At 56.7% G+C, this 24,148-nt stretch carries 21 protein-coding genes and 9 pseudogenes; 11 read left to right on the forward strand and 19 right to left on the reverse strand.

Annotation, left to right across the window (positions count from 1 at the left end; all coding sequences use genetic code 11):
• The first annotated feature begins 85 nt into the window (after nucleotides 1-85).
• Complete coding sequence (locus QTL96_RS28075) at nucleotides 86-277, forward strand: CsbD family protein (RefSeq protein ID WP_289730025.1); 192 nt, start codon at nucleotides 86-88, stop codon at nucleotides 275-277.
• 331 nt (nucleotides 278-608) lie between these two features.
• On the opposite strand, the gene QTL96_RS28080 is transcribed toward QTL96_RS28075, so the two are convergent.
• Nucleotides 609-1,730, reverse strand: coding sequence for an ATP-binding protein (locus QTL96_RS28080; RefSeq protein ID WP_289730026.1), 1,122 nt, complete (start codon nucleotides 1,728-1,730; stop codon nucleotides 609-611).
• Between QTL96_RS28080 and QTL96_RS28085 the strand changes: the two are divergent.
• Nucleotides 1,665-1,931: pseudogene (locus tag QTL96_RS28085) on the forward strand (cytochrome b/b6 domain-containing protein); the annotation flags it as partial. The gene QTL96_RS28080 and the pseudogene QTL96_RS28085 overlap by 66 nt on opposite strands.
• A gap of 83 nt (nucleotides 1,932-2,014) precedes the next feature.
• Here the strand turns inward: QTL96_RS28085 and QTL96_RS31345 are convergent.
• Nucleotides 2,015-2,268, reverse strand: a pseudogene (locus tag QTL96_RS31345) (leucine zipper domain-containing protein); the annotation flags it as partial.
• Between the two features lie 103 nt (nucleotides 2,269-2,371).
• Nucleotides 2,372-3,277, reverse strand: coding sequence for a LysR substrate-binding domain-containing protein (locus QTL96_RS28090; RefSeq protein WP_289730027.1), 906 nt, complete (start codon nucleotides 3,275-3,277; stop codon nucleotides 2,372-2,374).
• Between the two features lie 146 nt (nucleotides 3,278-3,423).
• On the opposite strand from QTL96_RS28090, the gene QTL96_RS28095 reads away from it, so the two are divergent.
• Both QTL96_RS28095 and QTL96_RS28100 read left to right on the forward strand, forming a co-directional pair.
• Nucleotides 3,424-4,122, forward strand: a complete 699-nt coding sequence (locus tag QTL96_RS28095; protein WP_289730028.1) for a type 1 glutamine amidotransferase domain-containing protein — start codon at nucleotides 3,424-3,426, stop codon at nucleotides 4,120-4,122.
• Nucleotides 4,123-4,220: 98 nt separating this feature from the next.
• Nucleotides 4,221-4,388: pseudogene (locus QTL96_RS28100) on the forward strand (gfo/Idh/MocA family oxidoreductase); the annotation flags it as partial.
• A gap of 706 nt (nucleotides 4,389-5,094) precedes the next feature.
• On the opposite strand, the gene QTL96_RS28105 reads toward QTL96_RS28100, so the two are convergent.
• Together QTL96_RS28105 and QTL96_RS28115 are read right to left on the reverse strand one after the other, a co-directional pair.
• Nucleotides 5,095-5,280, reverse strand: coding sequence for a hypothetical protein (locus QTL96_RS28105; RefSeq protein WP_289730029.1), 186 nt, complete (start codon nucleotides 5,278-5,280; stop codon nucleotides 5,095-5,097).
• A 938-nt stretch (nucleotides 5,281-6,218) separates the two neighbouring features.
• Nucleotides 6,219-6,395 (reverse strand): hypothetical protein, encoded by a 177-nt coding sequence (locus QTL96_RS28115; RefSeq protein WP_162704958.1) that lies wholly within the window; start codon nucleotides 6,393-6,395, stop codon nucleotides 6,219-6,221.
• A gap of 258 nt (nucleotides 6,396-6,653) precedes the next feature.
• Between QTL96_RS28115 and QTL96_RS28120 the strand changes: the two genes are divergently transcribed.
• Together QTL96_RS28120 and QTL96_RS28125 are read left to right on the forward strand one after the other, a co-directional pair.
• A complete protein-coding gene (locus QTL96_RS28120; RefSeq protein WP_162735127.1) occupies nucleotides 6,654-6,941 on the forward strand; it encodes a hypothetical protein in 288 nt (95 codons plus the stop codon).
• A gap of 115 nt (nucleotides 6,942-7,056) precedes the next feature.
• On the forward strand, nucleotides 7,057-7,293 hold the full coding sequence (locus tag QTL96_RS28125) for a hypothetical protein (RefSeq protein ID WP_289730030.1): 237 nt from the start codon (nucleotides 7,057-7,059) through the stop codon (nucleotides 7,291-7,293).
• 208 nt (nucleotides 7,294-7,501) lie between these two features.
• On the opposite strand, the gene QTL96_RS28130 is transcribed toward QTL96_RS28125, so the two are convergent.
• The 6 genes and pseudogenes from QTL96_RS28130 to QTL96_RS28155 form a co-directional block, all read right to left on the reverse strand.
• Entirely contained in the window at nucleotides 7,502-9,088 is a 1,587-nt protein-coding gene (locus tag QTL96_RS28130) for an IS66 family transposase (RefSeq protein WP_289730031.1), read from the reverse strand.
• Nucleotides 9,089-9,139: 51 nt separating this feature from the next.
• A pseudogene (tnpB, locus tag QTL96_RS28135) lies at nucleotides 9,140-9,493 on the reverse strand (IS66 family insertion sequence element accessory protein TnpB).
• Nucleotides 9,494-9,693: 200 nt separating this feature from the next.
• Nucleotides 9,694-9,794 (reverse strand): annotated as a pseudogene (locus tag QTL96_RS28140) (transposase); the annotation flags it as partial.
• A gap of 558 nt (nucleotides 9,795-10,352) precedes the next feature.
• The gene (locus tag QTL96_RS28145) at nucleotides 10,353-10,601 is read right to left on the reverse strand and encodes a DUF1488 domain-containing protein (RefSeq protein WP_289730032.1); all 249 of its coding nucleotides are present in this window, start codon (nucleotides 10,599-10,601) and stop codon (nucleotides 10,353-10,355) included.
• 170 nt (nucleotides 10,602-10,771) lie between these two features.
• Nucleotides 10,772-11,065: a hypothetical protein gene (locus tag QTL96_RS28150; protein WP_289730033.1), complete on the reverse strand. Its 294-nt coding sequence runs from the start codon at nucleotides 11,063-11,065 to the stop codon at nucleotides 10,772-10,774.
• A gap of 1,783 nt (nucleotides 11,066-12,848) precedes the next feature.
• Nucleotides 12,849-13,144: pseudogene (locus tag QTL96_RS28155) on the reverse strand (transposase); the annotation flags it as partial.
• A gap of 451 nt (nucleotides 13,145-13,595) precedes the next feature.
• Between QTL96_RS28155 and QTL96_RS28160 the strand changes: the two are divergent.
• Nucleotides 13,596-13,973, forward strand: a pseudogene (locus QTL96_RS28160) (OB-fold nucleic acid binding domain-containing protein); the annotation flags it as partial.
• 40 nt (nucleotides 13,974-14,013) lie between these two features.
• On the opposite strand, the gene QTL96_RS28165 reads toward QTL96_RS28160, so the two are convergent.
• The 6 genes from QTL96_RS28165 to QTL96_RS28190 all read right to left on the reverse strand — a co-directional run bounded on the left by QTL96_RS28165 (nucleotide 14,014) and on the right by QTL96_RS28190 (nucleotide 19,244).
• Nucleotides 14,014-14,955, reverse strand: coding sequence for a transglutaminase family protein (locus tag QTL96_RS28165; protein ID WP_289730034.1), 942 nt, complete (start codon nucleotides 14,953-14,955; stop codon nucleotides 14,014-14,016).
• A gap of 504 nt (nucleotides 14,956-15,459) precedes the next feature.
• Nucleotides 15,460-15,939, reverse strand: coding sequence for a hypothetical protein (locus QTL96_RS28170; RefSeq protein ID WP_289730035.1), 480 nt, complete (start codon nucleotides 15,937-15,939; stop codon nucleotides 15,460-15,462).
• 619 nt (nucleotides 15,940-16,558) lie between these two features.
• Nucleotides 16,559-16,696, reverse strand: coding sequence for a hypothetical protein (locus QTL96_RS28175; RefSeq protein WP_289730036.1), 138 nt, complete (start codon nucleotides 16,694-16,696; stop codon nucleotides 16,559-16,561).
• 85 nt (nucleotides 16,697-16,781) lie between these two features.
• Nucleotides 16,782-16,994 (reverse strand): hypothetical protein, encoded by a 213-nt coding sequence (locus QTL96_RS28180; RefSeq protein ID WP_289730037.1) that lies wholly within the window; start codon nucleotides 16,992-16,994, stop codon nucleotides 16,782-16,784.
• 298 nt (nucleotides 16,995-17,292) lie between these two features.
• On the reverse strand, nucleotides 17,293-17,502 hold the full coding sequence (locus tag QTL96_RS28185; RefSeq protein WP_289730038.1) for a cold-shock protein: 210 nt from the start codon (nucleotides 17,500-17,502) through the stop codon (nucleotides 17,293-17,295).
• An 830-nt stretch (nucleotides 17,503-18,332) separates the two neighbouring features.
• Nucleotides 18,333-19,244, reverse strand: coding sequence for a fatty acid desaturase (locus QTL96_RS28190; protein WP_289730039.1), 912 nt, complete (start codon nucleotides 19,242-19,244; stop codon nucleotides 18,333-18,335).
• A 417-nt stretch (nucleotides 19,245-19,661) separates the two neighbouring features.
• On the opposite strand from QTL96_RS28190, the pseudogene QTL96_RS28195 reads away from it, so the two are divergent.
• A pseudogene (locus tag QTL96_RS28195) lies at nucleotides 19,662-19,828 on the forward strand (Fic family protein); the annotation flags it as partial.
• Nucleotides 19,829-19,839: 11 nt separating this feature from the next.
• Here the strand turns inward: QTL96_RS28195 and QTL96_RS28200 are convergent.
• Complete coding sequence (locus tag QTL96_RS28200) at nucleotides 19,840-20,274, reverse strand: MarR family transcriptional regulator (RefSeq protein WP_289730040.1); 435 nt, start codon at nucleotides 20,272-20,274, stop codon at nucleotides 19,840-19,842.
• A gap of 492 nt (nucleotides 20,275-20,766) precedes the next feature.
• Entirely contained in the window at nucleotides 20,767-22,116 is a 1,350-nt protein-coding gene (locus QTL96_RS28205) for a chloride channel protein (RefSeq protein WP_289730041.1), read from the reverse strand.
• 834 nt (nucleotides 22,117-22,950) lie between these two features.
• Here QTL96_RS28205 and QTL96_RS28210 point away from each other — a divergent pair.
• From QTL96_RS28210 to vapC, 3 genes and pseudogenes are all read left to right on the forward strand, one after another.
• A pseudogene (locus tag QTL96_RS28210) lies at nucleotides 22,951-23,204 on the forward strand (Na+/H+ antiporter NhaA); the annotation flags it as partial.
• A 283-nt stretch (nucleotides 23,205-23,487) separates the two neighbouring features.
• Entirely contained in the window at nucleotides 23,488-23,718 is a 231-nt protein-coding gene (gene vapB / locus QTL96_RS28215; RefSeq protein WP_289730042.1) for a type II toxin-antitoxin system VapB family antitoxin, read from the forward strand.
• Nucleotides 23,718-24,119, forward strand: coding sequence for a tRNA(fMet)-specific endonuclease VapC (gene vapC, locus QTL96_RS28220; RefSeq protein WP_289730043.1), 402 nt, complete (start codon nucleotides 23,718-23,720; stop codon nucleotides 24,117-24,119). Before vapB ends, vapC begins: the two co-directional genes overlap by 1 nt.
• The last annotated feature ends 29 nt before the right edge of the window (nucleotides 24,120-24,148 follow it).

Consider the following 24,148-nt stretch of genomic DNA (forward strand, 5'->3'; position numbering starts at 1 on the left):
TGGGGCTGCCAGGCATTCAGGGAACGAAACTGCGAACGGCGCATTATCAGGCTGGAAAACAACATTATTCCGTAGGGAGACTTCTATGGGTAGCACCGCTGATAAGATTTCCGGCATAGCAAACGAAGTCGTTGGCAAGGCTAAGCAGGGCCTCGGCCACGCGATCGATAACAAGGAAATGCAGGCAGAAGGCCTGGTCCAGGAAAGCACGGGCGAAGCCCAGCAGGCCAAGGGCAAGGCCAAGGACGCGGTCAAGACTATTGTCGACCGGGCCTAACCCTTTTAACATTCACATTGCGAGCCTGCCGCTTTAACGCGGCGGGCTTTAGTTTGTTTTATAACTACGCACGATATTGAAGCGCTTCGGACAGTGGCATGGGCAAAGCCTCAAGCGCCGGCCGGCCATCAGATATCCTCTGCATCAGACAGACGCCAAGGCCCCTGAGGGTCTGGAGCTTTCCGCCCGTCTCAATCCCCTGGCACAGCGGCAACACTCCCATGTTGTATAGCATCGCCGCCGTGTGGTGAGGGAAGCGGTCGCGCGCAATATCCTTACGCGAAACAGGATCAACGATGCCAGCCGAGCGCGGCCTTAAGCGTTATCACTATCAGAGATCCAATACTTGCCGCACCTTCTCACCGAGCTGGTCAAGGCTGAACGGCTTTTGAAGAAGCTGCGTCTCTTTGTCGAGAACACCATTGTGGACCACCGCGTTGCGGGTGTAGCCGGTTGTGTAAAGAATCTTAAGACCGGCGATCAGCTTACTCGCAGCATCGGCAAGTTCACGACCAGTCATTCCAGGCATGACGACATCAGTGAACAGCAGGTTTGGTATAAGCCCGGCATTGATTAGAGTGAGGGCTTTGGCGCCGGAGCTAGCTTCAACGACCGTGTAGCCTAATTCTCGAAGAGCCTCCGTCGAGAAAGCTCGAACCCGTTGGTCATCCTCCACGACGAGGATAGTTTCGGAAGGACTGCCACGACCTGACGGCATCACGTTTAGAGGATTATCTCTCGGCCCGCTGTCGCCATCATATCTCGGAAGATAGATTTTAACCGACGATCCAACTCCCACCTCGGAATAGATTTTCACATGTCCACTAGACTGACGAACGAAACCGAAGATCTGACTAAGGCCGAGGCCCGATCCCTTGCCAACCTCCTTTGTCGTGAAGAAGGGATCGAACGCCTTCGCCATAACTTCCGGGCTCATGCCTGCACCAGTGTCAGATACGGCGATCATCACATATTGGCCGGCGGCAACCGCATTGTCGTGGGCGTATTCATCGGACAGGTACGAGTTGGCAGTCTCAACAGTCAGTTTCCCACCAGCCGGCATGGCGTCGCGGCCGTTGACCGCGAGGTTAAGGATTGCATTTTCAAGCTGACTGTTATCGGCATGTACTTTCCATAGGCCGGCGGCGAGAACCGTTTCTACGGAAACGAGCTCGCCGAGTGTGCGCGTCAGCAGCTCTGACATTCCGGCAATCATCCGATTTGCGTCAATCACCTCCGGCTGGAGCGGCTGCCGTCTGGAAAAAGCGAGCAGGCGTTGTGTCAGGGAGGCAGCACGATTTGCGCCATCCTTGGCGGCTTCTATGTAGCGACCAACGTCCGTTTCGCCGCGCGCCAGCCGCTTTTCAAGAAGATTGACCGAGCCTTCCGCGGCGTTCCGGCACCCCCGCCACATGAGCCGGCAATTTTCCGCTTGGCTGCCAAACTTGCCCATGCAGCGCTCTACATATTGGTTCTCTCAATGCCTTTGACCGGCATGGCCGCATATTACCTGGGATACGGCGTCGCAGGGAATCTGCATGCCGATGTTCTGAAAGTCGTTTTCTGGGTGTTGATTGCCGGTCACGTTCTGGGCGCGCTTGTTCACCAGTTCTATTGGAAGACAAACGTGCTGAGGAGGATGACGATCGGTTAAGCGGATCGTGGAGGAGATCACTGTCGGCGCCACTCGCGCAGCCAGGCGGCGAACGAGAAGTTCGCGGATTTGCGCGCCCCCTAATGCGGCTTCTCCTGCTTGCGGCGCATGATCATCGCCTCGACTGGCTCAGGCGGCTGGTTGGCATAGCCACCTGCCGCCGCGACCGGTCCGTCAGGGCTTCAAGCCCGTCCGCCTTACAGCGATTGAAGATCTAGTAGCCGGTCTTGCGCGAGATCCCGAAATCCCGGGAAACCTCGCTCACCCCTTCGCCCTCCAGCTGTCGGGCGACAAATCGAAGACGCTCATCCATGAACGAAGTCTCTCTCCACGGCATCCACACCGACTGATCAAAATCGAAAGTGTACCTCAGGTCTCCGGTCACAAAGTCACCTATCTCTCGGGTCGGGGACCTGTTTAGTGAAACGCAGCGCCGTTTTCTATGACGCTACCAGTTCTTTGGCGAGTTCGCTCACCACAACCCTGAGCCAGCGATGAGCGGGATCGTGACGATATCGCACATGCCAGGCCATCTCGACTGGGAATGTTCCAAGATCGACAGGTGCTTCTACGACCTTAAGCCGCGGGTCACGCTCGAGGCTGCGGCAGATCAGGCGCGGCAATGTTGCGCAATAATCGGTCACCGCGACCATCTCGGGAACTGACAGGAAATGTGTGACGGAGACAGCAACCTCACGCTTTAAGTTCTGCTGTCCCAACGCCTGGAATACGCCCGCACGAATGCGACCCGGCGGCAACACGTTGACATGCTTCAGGCTCTCGTAGAGATCTCGCGTCAGTCTGCCTTTGACATCCGGATGGTCGTTGCGGACGATGCAGGCCAGTCCGTCGTCCATGAGATGTTGGACGACGAGGTTGTCAGGGGGATCTATGACCCGCCCAAGCACCATCGCCGTCGTCCCCGAAATCACTCCGGTATCGGCCAGATCGTTGCCGAAAGGCGTCATGCGAAGTTTGATGCCGGGCGCCTGCTTGCGCAGCCTGGCCACCAACGCTGGCATCAGGACCAGTTCTACGTAACTGTTCGGCGCGATCAGGAACAGGCGCTCCGCGCTGGCCGGATCGAATTCCTGCTGATGGACTATCAAATCGTCCAACTGTGCCAGCGCCGCCTCGATTGTCGGCGCAATTTCCTCGGCAAGCTGTGTCGGCCTGATGCCGTAGCGCTCCCGGATAAACAGCGGATCGTTCAGCATGTCGCGGAGCCGATTCAGTGAATTCGATAGCGCAGGCTGCGTGATGCCGAGACGGCTGGCAGCGCGCGTGACGCTCCGCTCCTCCATGAGAGCCAGGAAGACGGGCAGAAGATTGAGATCGTATTTCATCCAGATGTAATTGCACGTGAATATCTAAAATCCAACAAGTAAATTTCTCAAATATCTCTCCACATGACATGATTACTTCATCGACAGGCCAGCAGCGCTGATCGACAATCCAGGCCGCCCCGGCCGCGACATCAAAGGATACAACGATGAAAGTTCTCATGGTACTGACTTCGCACGATACGCTCGGCGATACCGGCCGAAAGACCGGGTTCTGGCTTGAGGAGCTGGCAGCTCCCTATTACGTCTTCAAGGACGCCGGCGCCGAGATCACGCTTGCTTCGCCCAAGGGCGGCCAGCCGCCGCTCGACCCGAAGAGCGACGAACCGATGTTTCAGACCGAGATCACGGCTCGTTTCAAGGCCGACGCCGACGCTAACGCTCAGCTCGCCCAAACAGTACGCCTCGACAGCGTCGACCAGAACGATTTCGACACGGTGTTTTATCCAGGTGGTCACGGCCCGATGTGGGATCTCGCTGGAGACAAGAATTCCATCGCGCTCATCGAATCCTTTATCGCCGCCGGCAAGACCATCGCGTTAGTTTGCCACGCTCCGGGCGTGTTGCGCCATGTCAAGAATGCCGACGGCTCGCCATTTGCTCAGGGTCGCTACCTCACAGGTTTCACCAACACCGAAGAAGAAGGCGTTGGCCTGACCAAGGTCGTGCCCTTCCTGGTCGAGGAAGTGCTCATCGCCCAAGGAGCCGTGTTCTCCAAGGTGAAGGACTGGGGTGTTCATACGGTCGTCGATGGCCAACTTATAACTGGGCAGAACCCGGGATCTTCCGGTGAGGCCGCCGAAGCTCTGATTACCGCCCTGCGCCAGACCCGTATCGGGGCAGCCTGATCATCAGCATCGTGGACGACCGCCACAGACGGCGGTCTGCCACCCGAAAATCGGATATCGAAATGATCAGCCTCAAACCAACGCTCTCGGCTGCACATCACGGCCTGGGCTTCAACGACCTGAAGATCATCGAGTGCCGCGAACTCATCCGCGCGATCTCAGGTGAACCCTCGTCCATCGTGACGTTCCAGGACGGTCTGCGGATCGAAAAATCCGTGCACGCCATGGCCGCGTCCCATCGGGAACGCCGCTGGGTCGACGTCTAGCCGCACAGCACTAAAAGCTTCGACCTGAATGCCCGCGACGACTGCCCGTCGCGGGCATTCGCGTTGTGGGAAACCGTGCCGCCGCGTCCCGCTTGACGCCGATACAAATTCCGCGGTGATGATGGTTTTTGATCATCGAGGCTTTCGCTTCCCGCAGGCGGCCCTGCTATTTTGACGTCGGGAGGAGAGGCGCCGACGCTAGGGTATAATCCCGGATATCGTGGCACCTCTCCGGATACTTAACGAGAGAGGGCAAGCCGGCTTGGCCTGCCGGAAGGAACGATCATGGACGATCAAAAGTTCGGGGCGCGCAACTAACGTGGCGATTGGGAGGCGCGCATTGAAGTGCTGCCAAGAGGCAGTATTCGTCAGGCAGTACCTGAATATTTCCGTTTCGACTTTCGAACGGAGCCGCCCTCGTTCTCCCAAGCTGCAACGGCAGCAACGTCCGGATTTAGCCTTTGTCGTCTCGAGGCTGGATAGTTCACAGTAGGGATGGTCGCTCCTTCAATGCGACGGATGACTGCAAGTTCTGCCAGGTGGCTCTCACCTTCAGTTGCTTCCATTTCGGACGTCGCGTAGTCGGCACGCTTAAGGATGCGTCTCAGCGTTGCACGTTCCTCCTGCGTGGGGCACATTGGTTCGCTCCTTGAGTTTGGGGACGGATAGCTCTGCTTTTTAAAGAGGGTCTCTTCCAGTTCCTATTTCAACCGCCCGCCGGCTTGAACGGCTTCCGGCCAGCATTCATAAGAAGTTGGCGTTCTGTCGCTGTGGGGCCCAACAACTTCAGCAATCGCTTCTCTTCAAGCGGGCCAAGCCGGAAGCGCTTGGCAAAGTCACCAATTGTCCAGATCTTTCCCAATCTAACTGCACGACATTCTTGAGCGTTCATGGCCGATCTCCAAATCGTTTGCAGTGTTCCAGTTCAGAAGCGACCCTGCCGACATCGGCGAGCGAGCGTCGGCTGCATTACCTGTTCGCCCATGCGCATCATGGGGGACTGCTCAATGCATAAAGGATCGCGAGAACGATACCGATCGCCAAGGCGCCGACCATTATTCGCCTACCGATGCGGGTACCCATAGCGTTTTGATCCTTAAGGCGGAGCGAATTTAGACAACAGCCGGATTGCGCCCTACCTGGCGCCCTCGGCGTCCCTTCTAATCGCTGACTCCAAGTCCGCGTGGTCAATTTTGAGAAACTGCCTGGAAGCAATACGCACGCCTACGGCCGGTATTTCAAGATACGTTGCAGTTCTTCTATAGGCTGGAAACGACAGTCCTTCGATCAACTGTTCGTCTACGACAACGGAATAGGTGCCTGCGTCGAGGGGCGCCACCAATGGGCTCAGGACGAAGCGGTTGTGGAAGGTCACTTCGGATCTTGTCGTGCGTTCTGACATGGGGGCACCTCTTATCGGTCGATGGGCTATCTCCCCATAACCCCTGAATGATACGATTGAGAACCGCGTGGTCGAGCGCTACCAGAAAGTGCCTTGTAGTATGATGTAAAGGATGAATGCCACGGCTATCAGCGGTATCGATGCGACAAAAACATCTCCGTAACTTAACCCGCCAATATAACGTAGTATTCTTTGTCGCCTGGAAGAACTTACGGTGGAAGACATTTCTTCCTCCTGCCTGGGGCTAGGGTTGTCGCGACCCTAAAAGCAGCGCCCGTTCCATGGCTGCCACTACCATGAATATGGGAAGGCGGGGCGCAATTTGCAAGGTGGTCGATAGCTGAGCTTGCGTTCTCTCAGGAAGGCTCAAGACACAGTCTGTGGGCAGGCTCCCCACAGATAGCGGGTAGAAAGGTGGCGTGTGAGGCCTATCGTGACGTCAGCACGTCACGTTCAGCGGTTAGGCGCCGGTAAATGATATTGAGCTCGGCATGTCTGGTTTCCTTGATGTTCGGGGATGCCATCTCGGCGTCCAGTTTTTTAAGCTGCAGCGCAATTTCCGCTGATCTTGCTTCATTTCCATCCGATGGTTTGAATTCGATCATGTTGATCTCCCTTAAGGGATCACCAACTGCTCCTTTTGGCGCAATAGCAAGCAGTAAATGCGTGCTCATTGAATATAGACCGCGCCAACACATCCAATAAACCATACCGACGGCAAATATGGTTTTGCGTTTGTGCAGATATTCTCCGATTGCGGAACAGCTATATTCGGTGCAGAGTCTATTCTTCAGGAAGCAATTTTCACGGGCGCTTCCGCTTAAGGGCCTCCACACCCTAGCCCCAACCGAAAGGTTGACGAAATGTCTTCCAACGGATTTGCCGCGAGACTGAATTCCGACGAACTAGCCATCATTCAACGTGTCCTATCGGATGCAGGATACACCGGCGATGTCATGGTGACAGCGCCAGCGGACTTCAACGCCGCGGCCAAGTTGTTGATCGGTCTTTTCAAACGGGGACTGAGAGGTCATGCCGATCTCGCCGCAGAGCTCAAAACGGAATTTGGTCACCACAGATACGTCGCCCAGGTCGAGGCCAAGGCGCTTCATCGCCATGCAATTCGAGGATTGTTGACCAAGCGGCCCTAAACGAAAACTCATAGCGGTTGGTCATTGTAAGATGTCACGGCACAATAAGCCGTGCGTATGTCTCGGCTCCCCGAGCGCCGGATTTCCCTGACACCAGAAAATTGGAGAGATTTGCATGAGAGAGTCACCAAAAAACAAAGTCAGTTTTGATATCTCCGGACGGTATCTACGCGAACTGAAAATCGTCCTTCAAAGCGAAGACGTTCGGGAGGACGAAGACTATCTTGACAGCAAGTTCGATGAGAAGCGGCTAGCGGAAGAACGCCATATCCTCATATTTTTCAAAGCCGACAAAGCCAGCCAGGCAGAACGAATCTGGACGCAGCACGTCGTCAAGCGCCTTTACACATAATCGCGGTTCCTCAGTTTCGACCGCCTTCTCGCCGCATGCAATGGAAATTTATTCGCGTCCGTGATCGGCCGTGCTGGAGTTGAACAAACAGCGACCATGATGATCGTCTTCTACACGAAATGCATTTACACAGTAAGCGCGATTTTCCATGCGCGTTGACGGCTGTTTCAGGGCCAGGTCGTCTACAATGAGAGCGACATGCGGCTAATTAGGCGGCTGAGTTTCTGGAGAAGTTGAACGGCAGCAGGTCGCCAATGCCAGCAGTTTCTTTGCGCTGAGGCAACTCAGTGAGCACATGGCGCAGCCAGGCGAGCGGATCAACGCCGCAGGCGCGGCAGGTCAGCATGAGACTGTAAATCACGGCGCTGGCCTTAGCTCCGTCGACGGTATCGCTGAACAGCCACGATTTTCTTCCCGTGGCAAAAACTCTAATCTCGCGTTCTAGAATGTTGTTATCGATCGGCATCCTGCCGTCGCTGGTGTAACGCGTCAGGTAATCCCATTGGTTCAGGGTGTAGGACACCGCATCGCCGAGCTTGGTATCCGGCACGATCTTTGGCGCGATATTGTCGAGCCACGCCTTTAGGGCGTTCAGGACAGGCAGGCTGTGTTGCTGGCGGAAACGGCGAATGCAATCGGCCTTTGTCTCCCCTGGATCTGGGGTCCTGTCTCTTGCCTGCTTTTCGATCCGGTAGAGCTGCTCGAAGAACCGGAGTGCCTGCTCCGGCGGTCCGCCTCCATTCTTCCGGGCTTTGAGGGCCTCAACGAAGCGCCGCCGTGAATGGGCCATGCATCCGACGTGGGTTGCGCCATTCAATGTGCGCCATGCGGTGTAGCCGTCGGTCACCAATATGCCGCGGTAGTCACCGAGAAAGGTCTGTGGGTGGATTTGACCGCGGCCGGGCTGGTAGTCGAGAAGCACGATTGGTTCGTCACTGTCCTCGCTGCTGCGATAGGCCCACATGTACGACGTGCTGGTCGCTTCCTTGTCTTTTTCCTTCAACACCTGAACCGTCGTCTCATCGCCATGGATGAGAGACTGCGATCGTAGTCGCAGCTTCAAAGCATCATAGATGCGGTATAGATGCTTCTCGCTCGAGCCGATGACCCAATGCGCAAGAGCGCCACGGCTGATCGGAACGCCAGCGCGCTCGAATGTCTGAGCTACGCGGTAGAGCGGCGTGCCATCTACGTATTTGTGGACGAGAGCAAAGGCAAGCGTCGACGCAGTGGCGATGCTGCCTGGCAGGGGTTGCGTAGGCATAGGCGCAATTACGACAGGCGTGTTGATTTCTGTGCGGTCGCACTGGCGGCAGGCGTATTTGAACCGCACGTTCTGCAGGACCTTTGCCTTGACCTCGATATGGAGCTGCTCGCTAACGGCTTCGCCCATGCGATGCATTTGGCTTTTGCAGCAGGGACAAGCCTTCTGATCATCGGCAAGGTCGTATTCAACACGCTCGCGCGGCAGGTCTGCCGGCAGAGGCCTGCGTCCCCGCTTTTTGCCCGTAACGCCCTCGGCCGCAGGCAAGCCAGTATCCGGAAGCTCGACAACATCGTCTTCCTCGCTACCACCTTCGACCGCAGCCTCTTCGGCCTCGTTGAAGAGACGATCAATGTGCTTCTCGCTGCGGGGTGCAAAGCGATGGAGCTTTGCCAGTGCCAGTTCTTCTTCCAGCTTGACGACCCGCTGCGAGAGCGCTTCCTTCTCGGCTTTGAGCGCAGCGATTTCGGCAGCGTTGGCTGCTAATTGCGCCATCAGTTCTGCAATGCTCGGTTCGCCGGTGCGCGTCATCAGATTCTTGAATCTGAACCGCCCCTGCGCGTCAATCTCAATTCGCCATCCTCAGCCCGCAATCTGATACTGCCGCACGGGATGGCGGATCATCGCATCGATATCGATGCCATCGAGGATCCAGTGGAGTTGCTCTGTCGTCAGCGTCACCACCGCAGTTTCCCGGCGGGGCCACCTGAACCGGTCTTCCGTTAGTTTCTTCAGGACCATAACAAACCCGGACCGGTCAAAGAACTAGAGCTTCACCCGGTCACGCCTGCGATTGCAGAAGGCAAACACTGATGGAGCAAACGGGTCTAGCTCCATCACCTCTTGCACAAGGACCGCTAGGCTGTTGATGCCCGCGCGGAAGTCGATGGGTTCCCGATGGAGGTAGACCTTCAGATCAGCGCCCAGTCTGAACATGGCTCAACGCTCCTATGATTGCGATCAGGCCACTCTCATCGTCGCACTCAACGGTAAGGCTGATCCCATTGGGCAAGAGTGCACTCACCTTCGACGCAGGACACGGCCTGCCCAATCGCACACTCTTGCTTGGTAAACCGCCGCCATCTGAGTTCAATTCCGGTGCAATCTGAACCGGGACAAACGCGGGAACCAAAGGCAACGGCCGCTCCGCTTTGGCCTTCTTTATCCACTTGTGAACAAGATTGGCATTCACGTCGTGTTCCCGCGCCAGTCGAGAGACCGAAACGCCAGGCTCTAAGCACGCTGCGATTAGTTGATCCCGAGAAGCCGGGTCATATCGACGGCGGCCGTCGCGACCAACAAGCCGCACTTGCAGTTTAGGAGTGTCGTCCATGATTAGGTGCCCACTGTTTTTTGGTGGACACTTCATGCATCAGAGCACCGCTTTTCAGAAGGTGTGCAGAAATTCGCGCTTACTTTACACACGTCCCTTGAGCCAGTTGAGTTGCCAAGAAGACGGGAGCTCGCCGAAAAATCGACAAGGTTATCACGCAGACGTATTTTGTTAAGCGCCGCACAGAGCAACCCGCCTCAACGAGGCCGCAAAAGGCGGTTTAAAATCCAAGGCGAGATCACCTGGTCCTCATTCGGGCAGAGAATATTTGCGATGATTTTTCGACGTCCGAGTATCAACGTGATGTACGCGATAGGTAAGGCTAAGCGCTAGCGCAGATTTGATCAAAAACTCAATGTAGCGAAAATGGCTGATATAGACCGCGGCGTTCTTTCAGCGGTGGCGGCGTGAACGATTAGCATTCGTATCTTTCAAAAGCTGAGCTCTTCAAGCCCGACAGGATTAATCCAGATCCTGCGCGCTCAGCGTCAGGCTATTGCTACGGCGGCGCTCATAGAGCTTCGTCGCTGCTTTTTGAACCGCGGCCCGCGTACTATCGAAAGCGTTGAGACATTGCGCCTCCGTCGTCTGCTTCAAAGCGGAAGCCTCAATAAGGAATTTGACTTCGAACATGCCATCGTAGCCGCTGAAGCGAACGCCGTTTTTCGTTTCGTCGAAGCTTCTGCTTCTGTTGGGAAAAATAAGTGCCATTCTGATCCTATCTTTGCATCTGCTGAGAATGGAGCTGATGCATAGAAGATGCCTCTCTCTCTCTCTTAGTGGTTGGGTCGCATCCAAGTATCTTGAGATCGACAACCGCAAGAGCAGATCGCTCGGTCTGGTGAGCGCCGCTCTCGTTCGTGGTGCTTCCAGATCAGCGGTTACTGCAAGATTGTATCCGTGCTGCGCGGCAGTCCGCGGATTGCGAGCGGATGTAGCGTGTTGCTTGCGAAGCTGGCTTTCTGTTCCGACCGTCCGAAGCGGCTATCGAGTTCGGTCTGAAGCTCGACAGGGTCCGTCATGCCAGACTGAAACAAGCTGATCAGAACTTTCGCGGCGGTTCCTGTGGAAGTGCCGGTCAGCACATCACTCGAATAGCCCGCATCGGTCAGCACTTTTCGAAGGACGTTCAAATCGGAAGCGGTAAGCAATCGGGAAGAAGGTGTGGAAGACATGTCGTCCTCCTTTCAGTCGGGGCTAGGGCATGAGGACCCTAAAGCAGCAGCGCCCTGAACGTGGCTTACTGAAGATATAAGCTTGCGCCTTTGAATCGGCGAAAGCAATCGAATAGCGTAGATACGCGACCTGCAACGCCCCAATGGCCAATGGACATCGGGTCGGGTCGATGAAGCCGCCGTGGCCGTGGCCGTGGCCTGGGCCTAGGCAACGGTCGCCGCACTCACGCCTCACGAGGGGCTGCGCACAGTACATCACGAAAAAATGCAGCGGTTCGCTTGTCATTTTTTATTGCAGAGCTGTCGCACTTACGCAAAATATTTGCCGGATAAGCGACATTTGGAGGAGGAAAATGAGCGAGCGCAAAGATTTTTTTCAGACGTCGTACTCTGGGCAATGCCCGTGTTTGTTTCTTCGCACGTGGCCAAGCCGTTGAGGAGTTTCAGACCGAATAACAGGCGCGGCAGGGTGAGAACGGACGACTTCGAGAAGCACAGCTCGCTCGTGATAAGGCAAGGCACCAAACTACCTGAGGGTGGTTCACCTGCGATTTAGCTTCACTCGCCTTCCCCATGGGGGGAGCTATTTTGTCAAGCCCCTGCGGCTGATCCCAACTTCTGGCGCGAAGCGGAGGCGGCAACCTGCCGGAAGCGGGCACCAGTCCATGCCAAGAACCAGATCACTGCCTTAGAAGAGCAGAGCGGCCCCTCATGTCTTGCCGTCACCCTTTCCCGGTGCGCCCGGCTTTCCAACGGCGCCGCTTGATCCGCCTTTTCCAGGGTTTGCCCCGTTACCCGGTTTGCCCGGCCGCCCTGGCGCGCCAGGCACTCCAGTCTTTGGAACTTCCGTCATATTCATGCTCCTTTTGCTGCGGAAAGAACCGATGGATGAGCATTTGGCGGCGAAGGGCGTCTGGCTTTGGGGAACAATCGCCGTTTGCGGCCACACTGATCTACCATCCCAAAGACCAGTTTCGCGGCTTGACCGCTAACTAGTGAGTCGTGCGTTCAGGTCTACGCAACGCGAATTCACTGAGCAACCTAAGGGCTTTTTCAATAACGTCGTTGCCACGCTTTGGGTCTGCAGCCACCTCCTCGCAGCTTCCTGCTAGCCGAACACTGAGTGCCAGCAGCGACCGGCAAATTGGATCGCTACCACGCTCGGCAATACGTGCGGAAATCTGAAGCCTATGAGCAAGTGCCTTGAGGATGGCCTTCCTCTCTTCGGCGGAGGTCTTTTCGAACGGTGGTGGGGTAGTCATGGATTTCTCCCACACGCATTTTCGGGGACTGATCAAGCAGCTTGCTTTTCCGGCTAACGCCGCAAATCACTCATCGAGTAAACTTTGGTGTGGACACGCTCACCTGCGGGAGCGAATTGATAACTTATGCAGCGTGCTTGGTGCCGGTGGAGGGTTGGGGATCTTCGCGTACGTCACGACGGCTTGAAGACCAGGAACCGTCGGCGCAAGATCGTTGCTCGTACTGTGACCCATCAATCTACTCCTACTTTCAGGCAAGAGCACATGAAATCTCTCAATCGGCTCTGCCCGGAAGAATAGGCCGACAGCGAAGCTTACGCTCTCTTATGCTAATCCCCTAATCCTTAATGAATATTTCACTTGATGACTTCCAGGTGTCCCGGTAGCGGGTGTGAAAAGCAATTGAAACGTACGGTTCCGTTGCATTCGGGGGACGACAGAGACCGTCGGGGGGTTGGGCATTGAGGGACGCAGTGCCGGGTGAAGAAATGGGCAGCGAACCGAGCCTACAGCCGTTCCAGGATAACTGTGGCGTCGATGGACAGGCATTCCATATCTGGGTCCGCACCGACAGCTTCGAAAATCTGGTCGAATGTGCCTTGTTCAATCCAGCGATAGCAGCGCCGCTTAATCGTCTGATAGGGACCGAACCGATCCCCGGGCATATCGCGCCAACGTGCTCCAGAACGAGCGAGCCACATAGTGCGTCGAAGAAACGCCGCCCATTACTGCGCGGGCCGCGCCTACCTTTACGACCACCAGGAACAAACGGCTTCAGCAACTCCCATTGCGCGTCTCGAAGTATCTCGCCATCCATCGCCAACCTCCAAAAGTCAGCTTTGAATCTGATTTGGCTGCGAAGGGAATCCCAGATCGTCGATTTGTCACCACAGCCTTGAGCGATGCGCGGTGGACCTAAAGCGCGCCACACGTCTTTGTCCGCTGTCGGACATTTCAACCATAGGGTGGCTTAAGCTGTAAAGTAATGGCCGGGCATGACTGGCCGCGCGCCATTCCGGGATTGTCATTCCAGTCGCAGACATCGAAGATCAGGGCCTGCTTCGGCACTAACCTTTGCAAAAGAGTTGCTCTTGGCCACAACGGCAGGGAGCGCCGCCGTGGGGGACAACATGCGCACCGCGATCGACAAGATCGGCCGTGGCAAGGAGCGCGACGTCAATGTCCGCTTCCTGGCGATGGCCAGCCACTATGTGTTCGAGCCCGAGTTCTGCAATCCAGCTTCAGGCTGGGAGAAAGGACAGGTCGAGTCGGCCAAGGGCGTGATGTTCATCACCATCGAGGACGAGACCGGGCCGGCCAACATCGTCGTCTGGCCGACGCTGTTTGAGAAACGTCGCCGCGTCGTGCTTGGATCCTCGATGATGGCGATCAATGGGAGGATTCAGCAGGAAGGGGAGGTGGTGCACCTGATGGCCCAACAGCTGTTCGATCTATCGGCCGATCTTTCGGGGCTCGCCGATCGCGATACCGAGTTTAGGCTCCCAACGGGCAGGGGCGACGAGTTTGCACATGGCGGTGGTCCTGATCCACGCGATACTCCGAAGCCTGTCGTTCAAGCGCGGGATATGTTTGTGCGTGACCTTCACATCGACACGCTGAAGGTAAAGGCACGGAATTTTCAATGAAATTCAGCAATGAAATCGCGGGTCCTCGGTTCGTATCGCTTCAAGAGCACGCGGAACTTAGAGCGAGCATTGAGCGCCCGATTCGACGAGCGTTAAAGCCGCGCTGCTTGTCCGGGTCGACCGTTTTGACTTCTACGGTCACGTCCATCGACAGGAAGGCTTCCGCCGCGCCGATGAAACTACCTGAAATCGGAACGGCCTGGGCGATGTCGCGGGTCACGGCGACCGGGACAAGGTTGACACCGCCTATGCTGCGGTTTGTCGGATCGAATGTGATCCAGCCGGCGCCCGGAACGAAGACCTCTGCCCAGGCATGCGTCGATCCATAGTCCGTCGATCCAGTGAGTAAACTGTCCGGGTTGAACAGATAGCCTGAGACGATTCGGGCGCCGAAGCCTAGGCTGCGCACCGCCTCCACGAACAATACGGCATAGTCCCTACAAGAGCCCAACCCCCGATCGACGGTGCTAAGCGGCGTCTGCGTGCCTTCCTCGTCCCGGCTTTGATAGGAGATAGAGGATGCGATGCCTAGACTGATATCCTTTAGGAGGGAAAGCGTATCCGTCGGCCTGCCGGCGACAAAGGCGCGGGCCCAGGTCACAAGCCGCTGCTCCATATCGTCATACTGCTGAACGGTCAGCGCTCCGAGGTCAGTCCAGTCGTTGTCGGAGTAGAGGAATGGATAGTTGATCGCCGACGCCTCAATTTCGAAGACGGGCCATGCAGACGCCGTCAAATCCACGGTCGCCGAACTGTCCACAACAAGGCTGTAGCTGGGTGTCTGGAATGTCGCTGAAGCGATCGCATTGTCGAATACGTCGTGTGACCAACTCAGCTCAGCCTCGGGGGAAATGGAAATCTCATGGCTCAGCAGCCCGAGCTCGCGGCCTTCACGTGGCCTAAGCATAAGGCGGTGCGGCGACAGCGACACCTTCTGTCGAAAAGTGTAAGTCGTACGATGATGAATTTTGAGCATCGGCATAGCAACAGACCCTAAAAGCTGATGGTCAGGCCGCTGCCCCTGAGACAGGGCAAAGGCGAATGTTCCGCGCGCCGCACCGGCTCATCAACGAATCAGTCCGGCAGCCCTGAGCGCACCTTTGGTAACCGTGCCGACGCCTCGATCGTCCCGATCGCCGGCCCTGTGCACCGCGCTCGGCTCTGCACAATCGATTGCATTTCTGAAGACGTCCTCGCCCAGCCTACCTGGCCCTCCTGTGAAAACGCGATGTCGTGAGTGTAGAGTAGGAGTTCCAGGCTCTCGCGAGGACGTAACACCAGACGATTGGGGGAAGCTGAACCGGGAAGCGATAGCTTTAAGTCGTGCGGCGTCGTATGGAAAGCTTCGGCATGCCCTCTCCTTGTCAGCGCGTCGCGAGTGCAAACCAATCCACTCTATCAGCCCTGAGCTGGCGAAACGCCCGCGGCTCTGCGTCGTCCGTTGCCGAGCTCCGGGATTCATCACAAGACCCGAGTGCCCTCCGGATCAGTCGTCGCTGATCGATGGGAGATGCAGCTTGACCTCGCGGCGCTGCTTTTCGTCCAGAGGCTCGATATGCTCCTTCCAGAAGGATGATGCCATGGTTGGTTCATCGTCCCACTTTCGCGTTCTGACGATGTTGTCGTCGACTTTCACTCGCCGACGCCCGCCGAGGCGCAGGTACTCTTCCGCCAGCCGCAGGGATGGCGTCTCAGCATCTTCGCGAATGCCGGTATCTTCCCTGTTTCTATTCTTCTCCAGGAACGCTACCAGTGCTTCACGCTCGGGACCGAACGGCTGCTGGTTCAAGAAAACATCGACAGACGAACTTGTCTCGTGGCCGCCAGAGGATGCGTTCCCTCGGTGGAGGACGAAAAGCCTGCTGGTCGCAGCGTCTTTTCCAAAAAACCACTTGTCTCCATTCGAACTCGAAGCAAATCCTTGCAAATCGGTCATATCGTAGTCCTCTTTCTCAGCTTGGTTCATGGGACACTGAAAGCCACGGCCTATCGGATCAGGCTGGTCGCGACGGTGATCCTGGATCTTTGAGTGTCGCAGATCGAGGCCTATGCTGGCGTCCCGCGCGGACTTGTCGCCAATCAGCCGAGCCGGCGTGAAAGTGGGTAGCCTGGCGCGTCATAGAGCGCGCGGATCTGATTCTGATCGAAACGCGTCTCGTCAAACTCCAACATAGAGCCACGCTGCTGATTGTTTGACATGTCTTCTACGGCGAAACGGAGGGCTTCGGCAGCTGTCTCGAACCGATAGCGAGGGCCGCTTGTTCCAGCTTTCGACTCGCCGGCGTAAAGTCCAGCTCCGCCCGTATAATCGAGCCGGGTTACATTTGCGCCCTCGCGGTTGCGAGAGGATGACGAAGGCACGGGCGGCATCTCGGACGGTTCGTTCGCTATCAAACAGTCCGCGCTTCCGCAGTTGCATCCACTTCAAAGGTTCAAGAGCTTTTCGGCAGTGGAACCGGCTTCGGCCCCAAGTAAAAGAAATAGCGCCTCTGCGGATTTTCGGGTGGTGTAGCTCGTCATTTTGTCCTCGAAGAACGAGCGCGTTAACGCGCCCTTTGCGATGATATTGGCGTGACAACGACGAGCTATTTCTTGCTGAAACTCGCCGTGTGGCCGCCCGTGAGCTTGGCCAGTGAGCCAGAGGGCGCGGGTGTCACTGTTGCGGTCTTGTCTTTTTTCGGTTTACGGATTTCGCGGTTGCTACGCGTTTGGCCCTTGGCCATGGGTTTATCCTTCGGCGCCTGGATAAATGTTGGCGCTGTTTGAGTTGAAGTGATTTGGGACGTCGCTTGTCTCGAAGCGGCTCTTCTAGAGCGGGAGGAGCGTCGTCCGCATGCGGGTTTTTCCGTCGACGCCGAAATTTGGAAAGGCAATCATCGCCGCCAGGGGCAGGTTTCGCCGAGCGGCTCGGGTAACCACGGTTTCGAGAAGTGCGCGAAGGGTCGCTTGTTCATGATATCCGAATGGACTCGAACGAGCCAGATTCTGTGAAACGTAGCCGGAATACTCGTTGGAAGACATCGCGTCCTCCTCTCGTTTGGGTAAGGCCGTCGGAAAGACAGCGATACCTATGACACGGCGACTACGTCTGCCACACGCCTGCCTCGCCGTTTGAGCAGGCTATTGTCATTTCTGCCTGCGATGCCGCTCCGGCCGGATGGGGCAGCGGTCGAAACCGGACCCGTCCCTGCGGACGCTTCGGAGATTAAAATTGCCAATCTCTGTGGCGAGAAAATCAAAGGCCAGGTATGAACCCGACCTCTCACAGTCATTCAGCTTTGCTGCCAGTACATCCGTCGTCAGCGGTCGAATGACCTTATTACGCCGCTTGAAGGTTGTCGGCAGAGCTCTTGCCGGACTTGTGGTCATGGACGAGGTCAAAAGTGATCTTCTGGCCATCCGAGAGCGAACGCATGCCAGAGCGCTCGACGGCAGACGCGTGCAAGAAGACATCCATGCTGCCATTGTCAGGCTGAATGAAGCCGAAGCCTTTGGTGGAATTAAACCACTTTACAGTACCAGTGGTCATAACGATTTCCTTTCAAAGCGATCGTTGTTGTTCCCGCGATGCCTGGCGGGATAAGGTCGATTATTTGAGAGGAAATCCAACGGGAGCATAAAGCTCTGGAACGACGTCACAAGCATTGGTCGATAATCAACATATAAGCTCAATTTTTGGTTTTGCAATATCTATCTCGTTTTTGTTCTAAGCTCCTGCTGTCTTGTCCGTATTGAACCTGTGTCGCACAACCAGCCCCTCGTGCGGTCGACAAAATTCCGGCCTCCGGCTCCGATAAAGGAGCTTTCGCTGTCAACGGTAATGGTACACCGTGGGCCATGCCATTGATGAGATTGATCTCGATGACGGGTTTGGCGCTCTCATTGGGCCAGATCTTACGACTATCGCCACTGATGGCTCGATCACATCCGGTGCGTCGGAGATCTGGTGCACGGTGGCCCACTGATGGACGATCTGCTCGGCATCTCGAAAGCCTGCCCTACGCCTGAGGCGGTTCCATAAGGAAGCCCTCCGATGATCGCGTCGGCAGCAAACAATTCGGAATAGGTCGCCAGCATGACGTTCGCGATCGCGCCTCAGGATCCAACCGTGCGACTCGCATCCGTGCAGGACCACGACGAGCGAAGTTTTGGCAGCGAGGATGGTCGTCATGTAAACCCGGCACTTCAGCAAGCAGGGGTTCGAACCAAAGTTTCTCAGCTCGATCAGCTGGCGCGTATTTATGTGCTCTGGCACATCGGTCTCCTTTGCGCGCCATGGGCACAAGTTCCAATATGAGTAAGAAGGCTGCGGCGCATAATTTCCTTTGCAACGATATACTGATCGCCGCAGGGATGATCTCAGTGAGCTCGAGTGACCGGCGCGATAGCGGCCGCTTTACGAAACGAGACCAAGCGCTGGCTTCCTCCGTCCCACAGGACCAGCTTTACACATTGCAGGCTCTGCCACAGCGTGATCCTGCCGATTTCGCCGAGTTCCGGATGGTTTCGAAGGACCTCCGGAAGGCGATAGTAGGGAACCTTGCTGGAGAGGTGGTGCACGTGGTGAATGCCGATGTTACCGGTTAGCCAGCGCAGAGGACGCGGCAGATCATAATGAGAGGCGCCGTGCAGGGCGGCCTTTGGAAACTGCCATTCCGGCTCTTTCGACCAGTGCGTCTCCTCGAATTGATGCTGCACATAGAAAAGCCAGACGCCGATCGAACCCGCGAGAAGGACAATCGGTAGGTGGACGACTAGAGAGGATGTCGGGCCGACCGCCCAGCTCAGGGGCGCAGCGATCACCATCACCACAATGTTGGTGGCCATCGTCGATATCCAGGGAAGCACGCCATCGCGCATCATCCCTATCGGCAGGCGTTGCTGGAAGAGAAAAAGCCAGGCCGGGCCGACGCCAAACATCACCAGCGGATGCCGATAGAGGCGATATCCAATCCGTCCCCAACGCGATCGTCCATAATATTCCGTAACGGTGAGGGTGGTAATATCTCCGACGCCGCGCTCATCGAGATTGCCGGCCGAAGCGTGATGCGTGGCATGCGCCCTGCGCCAATAGTCATACGGAGTCAACGTGAGGACACCGAGAACGCATCCTGTCCAGTCATCGAAGCGCCGCCGGGCAAAGAAAGAGCCGTGGCCGCAATCGTGTTGGGTCATGAACAGCCGAAGCAGAAAGCCTGCTGCCGGGACGATCAGTATCAAGCCCCACCAGAAGTCGAAATGAACCGCCAACCAGAGGCCGTCTAGGCGCATCGAAAATCGCGCTTACCCTCTACCCATGATCAGGATCGCTCCACAAGCTGACCAGGTAGGACCGAATATTCTCGAGTAGCCACTTGGACGCAATCGGCGAGATAGTCAGCTTGCAGAATTCGGATATTTTTCTCTGAAAATGAGGTGATGAAAAGCCGTTCTTCGGCATGCTCTTTCCGGTTCTCTCGGCGTTAATGCTGAGGGCGAGCGGGAATAGGAGGCGAGCTTTAAGAAAGAATGTCTCGGGTCTGACTTGAATACTGTTTGATCATGGCATTATCGTTTTACTCAGGTCATTATGGATCAGTGTTCCGGACCTCAATGTCTCCGCGTTAATTAAGCGCGCTTACCTAAATCTGTCGCTTAAATAGGTGAAAAGAGTCTAGCCTAAATAACGAGCGAGTCTGATAGTGGGTTATGTCAGCTTCCCAATCCGGAAATCGCTTGGGTCGCTTCGTAGAGACGGCCGCTGCCAGTGAAACAGGTCGGCGTTCGTACCCCCATCATTGCCGCCCGAACCGGCGATCGATGTGCTTTCATTGCTGGAGCGTCTCAGCTTGGCTGAGCGCGCGCTAGGCCGCCTGGTGAAGTGGCTTCAGGTAAGTTCGGTGACCTGGCGCAGGCGCGCGAGGGACTCCGCAAGGAGTGGCTCGTTTTCCAGCATGCCGTCGACGTGAACGCGCGCGAGGGCCTCGAGGACGTCACGACCTTTAGACGTCATGCTGATCATGACGCTTCGCTTATCGTCTTCAGCAGGAATTCGCTCCGTCAGACCCGCGGAACACATCCGATCGACAAGCTGAACGGCGCCGTTGTGTTGCATGAGCATCTGCTCAGCCAGATCCCGCAGTCTTACCTGCCGGCCGGGCGAAGAGCGCACGATAAGCAGCGCCTGATACTGCGCCGAGGTCACGCCCGCCTCCGCTAGCGCTGCCTCGCTGAACGCCAGGAAACGCCGCATGGCAAGCCGGAAGCCGGCCAGTCCTTCGTAAACCTGATCGCTGAGAGCCGCTGATTTTGAACGGGGCATCTGAAAAAAACCTTGTATGCGTCATGTTGTGATATAAATTCGCGTGGCCACGCTAAGGGAACGGTCCGCCGGTAGGTTGCCCGATGCACGAGACGCTGCCAGGCAGCTGCATTGACTTGATGCTCGCGGACCGTAATCTCATTAAATTGGCGTGAGGACTGTGCCAAATTCGTGACGGCCGCTAATTTTCGGTGCGAGGTGGTCATTTGACGGTGCCAGTTGAGATCAATCGATATGCTCCCCGGTTGGAGCGAGACGGAGCCTTCACGATTTACGACATCTGTACCGGCTGGCCAGCAGAATACCTCGGCCGGCCGGTCGAAGGACTTCTTGAGGCGGAAGCTCGAAGACTATGCGTCGTCATGAACGCCATCTATCGTCATCGAATGCGGACGATCGATCAGGAGATCAAGTGATAGGGTTTGTCTAAGGGTAACATCGCGCGCTGATCACACAACGTATAGCCTCGTTCTGTCACGGGCTGTTTCGTTCTCACTTTTCATCTGAATCGCTATCGGATCTGCGGCGTGCCCGGATGGCCGCGGCGATGAACACCCGCGACAGGCCGTGATAAAGCGGTTCGCGGGAGAGAATGCGCGAGGTCACGTAGCCAATCATCGAGACGGCCATGATCGGGATGACGGCTTGGTGGTCGCCGGTCATTTCCAGGATGATGACGAAGGCGGTCATCGGCGCCTGTACGACGCCGGAGAAGTATCCGGCCATACCAAGGATGGCCGCGAGCGCTATGCTCGTACCTAGCAGTGATCCGACGGTGCTGCCGAAACCGGCGCCGACGGCGAGCGATGGCGCAAATATGCCACCCGGAATGCCCGAGAGCATAGACAGGAAGCTGGCGGCCAGTTTCTCGACGAAGAACAAGAGAGGCAGCGCATGGCCCTCAACGGCGCCGCGCGCCTGTTCATAGCCGGTTCCGAAGGTCGTGCCGCCGGAGAAGATGCCGATGGCGGCGATCGCCAGTCCGCAAATCCCGGCCAGCATAAGCATGCGTCTCAAGGGTTGCGGCTGCGCCCAGCGACGGATCTTCTGGCCGAAATGCAGGGCAAAGCCGCTAAAGGCGGCGCCGAGCGCTCCTCCGCCGATGCCGCAGGTCAGCACGAGGCCCCAGTCACGCAATTGCGTCGGCGCCACCGAAGCTTCGCCGAAGTAGTTGTAGCTGCCCGAAAGCCCCAGTGCCGCAAGACCGGAGAGAATGACGGCTGTGAGCACAAGCCCGTTCGCCCGCGCCTCGTAGGTGCGGCTCATCTCCTCGACGGCAAAGACAATGCCGGCAAGCGGCGTGTTGAAGGCCGCGGCGATCCCCGCTGCGGATCCAGCAAGGATCAGCCCGCGTGCCTGCGCCATGCCTCCAAAGCGGGCAACCGCAAGCATGATAGAGGCGCCGACCTGAACCGTCGGCCCTTCGCGGCCGATGGAGGCGCCGGAGAAGAGCCCGAGCACCGTCAGGACGATTTTCCCGAAGGCGATCCTGAGCGACAGGAGTTTCGTCCGTTCCACTTCCTCGCGCAGATGCCGGGCGGCGATTGCCTGCGGAATGCCGCTGCCCTGCGAATTCGGGAACAGCGTCGCCGCCAGATAGGCCGACAGCATGAAGATGCTGGGCGTCAGGATCAGCGGCAGCAGGAAGGCCCATTCACTCGAGGATGTTAGGGCGTCGAAGGCCCTCTGAGCGAGATCGGCGAGCTTGGCAAAGCCGACGCTGATCACCCCAATCGCCAAAGCCCCGCACCAGAACACCAGCCGCGGCCGCCAGAGAGAAAAGGATCCCCAGAACACACGGGAACGGCGGAGCAGCTTGGAATTGCGATAGGAGGCGGGCATACGGGGCTCGTGGACGTCAGCGCGACCCGCTCGGGGCGGGCCCTAATGTGATTAGGCTCAAACGGGTAAAAATCGTCTCTACACCGTCAAGGAGAAGAGAAGCCGGCAGACGGGGAAAACTGCATTCCGCATATGCTTTCATCGGTTTGGATCACTCGCTCGCGTGTAGATCTGATGGAAACTCCCAACTCGATCTGTAGGGCTCGTGCCATATCCAAAGGACGAAGCATACGGCGCAAACCAGGACGCTGCCGATCACCGTTGCCAGAACAATCCGCGTGTCGCTCTGCACGTGCGAATTCCTAATTATATCATTACGTGATATATTATTCGATCTGCTTTTCGTCAACATTCGAGCGAGAGGTTTCGGCGCCCGCCTGTCGGGCGAACGAAGCTCTGTCCGATGCTCTTGCAAGCTGGGACACCGTCGCGCTCGGCCGTCACGACATGAAGTGGGCAAGAATAACCGCTGACGTATCAGGAAGTTCCGTCCAAAATTCTCGCAGCGACTAGCCCGGCGGCGGCGCCACGGTGTGTCCGATAGTCAGCAGAACCGAGACAAGAAGGACGAGGAGAATGAAACCCATCAGAGCGAGCAGTAACGTGGTTTTGTTGGGCATGGCCCGAGTATAACCCATTGGCGGTGGCGATGGGTTCACGCTTGCGCTGTCTCTACCACTTGGCGTGTGCTGCGTGCGCCGCGGGCTTCCCGAAATTGACGGAGACTACGATCAACCCTCCTAAAGGAGTGCCCACCTATGTCCTCGTCAATCTCACCCTGGCCAAGTCCAATCTACCCTCCGACGGTTCCTCGACAATGAAGCTTCCGGTGGCATGGTTCTCATGGCAGCGGCGCCCTGGCACTCGCGGTTGCAAACTCACCGGTTTCCTCGGCCTATTTCCACGCGCTGCACGTCTACATCGGTCCACTCAGCCTGCTGCACTGAATCAATGACGCCTTGATGGCCGCTTTCTTCCTCCTTGTGGGGCTTGAGATCAAGCGCGAGATGCTCGACGGCCAGCTATCAACATGGAGCCGCGGCATCCTTCCGGGGGCAGCGGCGGCAGGCGGCATGATTGTGCCGGCTCATCTATGTGGCTTTCAATATCGCAATCCTGCGAGCCTGCGAACGAGCCCTCGTTCCGGCAGGTGTTCACGAACGCCGGCGCCCACAATTTCTGAGATGGCATCAGGAGAATACCTTCAAACAATAGCGCGCCGTCGGTTCGTGTCCTTTCATGGCGAACGACAAAAGATATAATTCAGTTTGAGTGATCGCGGTGTGCCTCACAATGTATATCCCATTGACATATCCCATCGAAAACTATAGGTATGCGATGTAATCGTTGGTCCCTCGTGAAAGGATAGAGATGGAGCAGGGTGCGGTGTTCCAGAGTAATCGAAGCCAAGCTATCCGGCTTCCAAAAGCAGTCGCTTTGCCTGATGACGTAAAGCGCGTTGATATCGTCGTGGTGGGGCGCACGCGCATTATCGCGCCTGTTGGCGAGGTCTGGGACAGCTGGTTTGAAGGAGCGGCGGCAACATCCGACTTCATGGTCGAACGTGATCAGCCCACCTCGCAGGAGCGCGAGACGTTTTGATGCTGAAGTACATGCTAGACACCAACATCTGCATTTTCACGATAAAAAATCGACCACAGCAGGTGCGAGAGGCATTCAACCGCTTCCATGATCAATTGTGCATCAGCTCCGTCAGCCTAATGGAATTGATTTACGGCGCGGAAAAGTCAGCCAGTCCTGAAAAGAACCTGCCTGTAGTGGAAGGCTTTGCAGCGCGTCTTGAGGTGCTGCCGTATGATGAACCGGCAGCAAGTCATACAGGGCAATTGAGGGCGGAATTGGCCCGAAGTGGAACGCCGATCGGCCCATATGATCAATTGATCGCGGGCCATGCTCGCTCGCGTGGACTAATTGTAGTCACAAACAATCTTAGGGAATTTGATCGCGTTCCCGGCTTAAGGGTCGAAGACTGGACAAATTAGTCTCAAGCGGTTGCTAGGCGTGCGCATTT

The sequence above is a fragment of the Rhizobium sp. S163 genome (assembly GCF_030380805.1).
Taxonomy (GTDB): domain Bacteria; phylum Pseudomonadota; class Alphaproteobacteria; order Rhizobiales; family Rhizobiaceae; genus Rhizobium.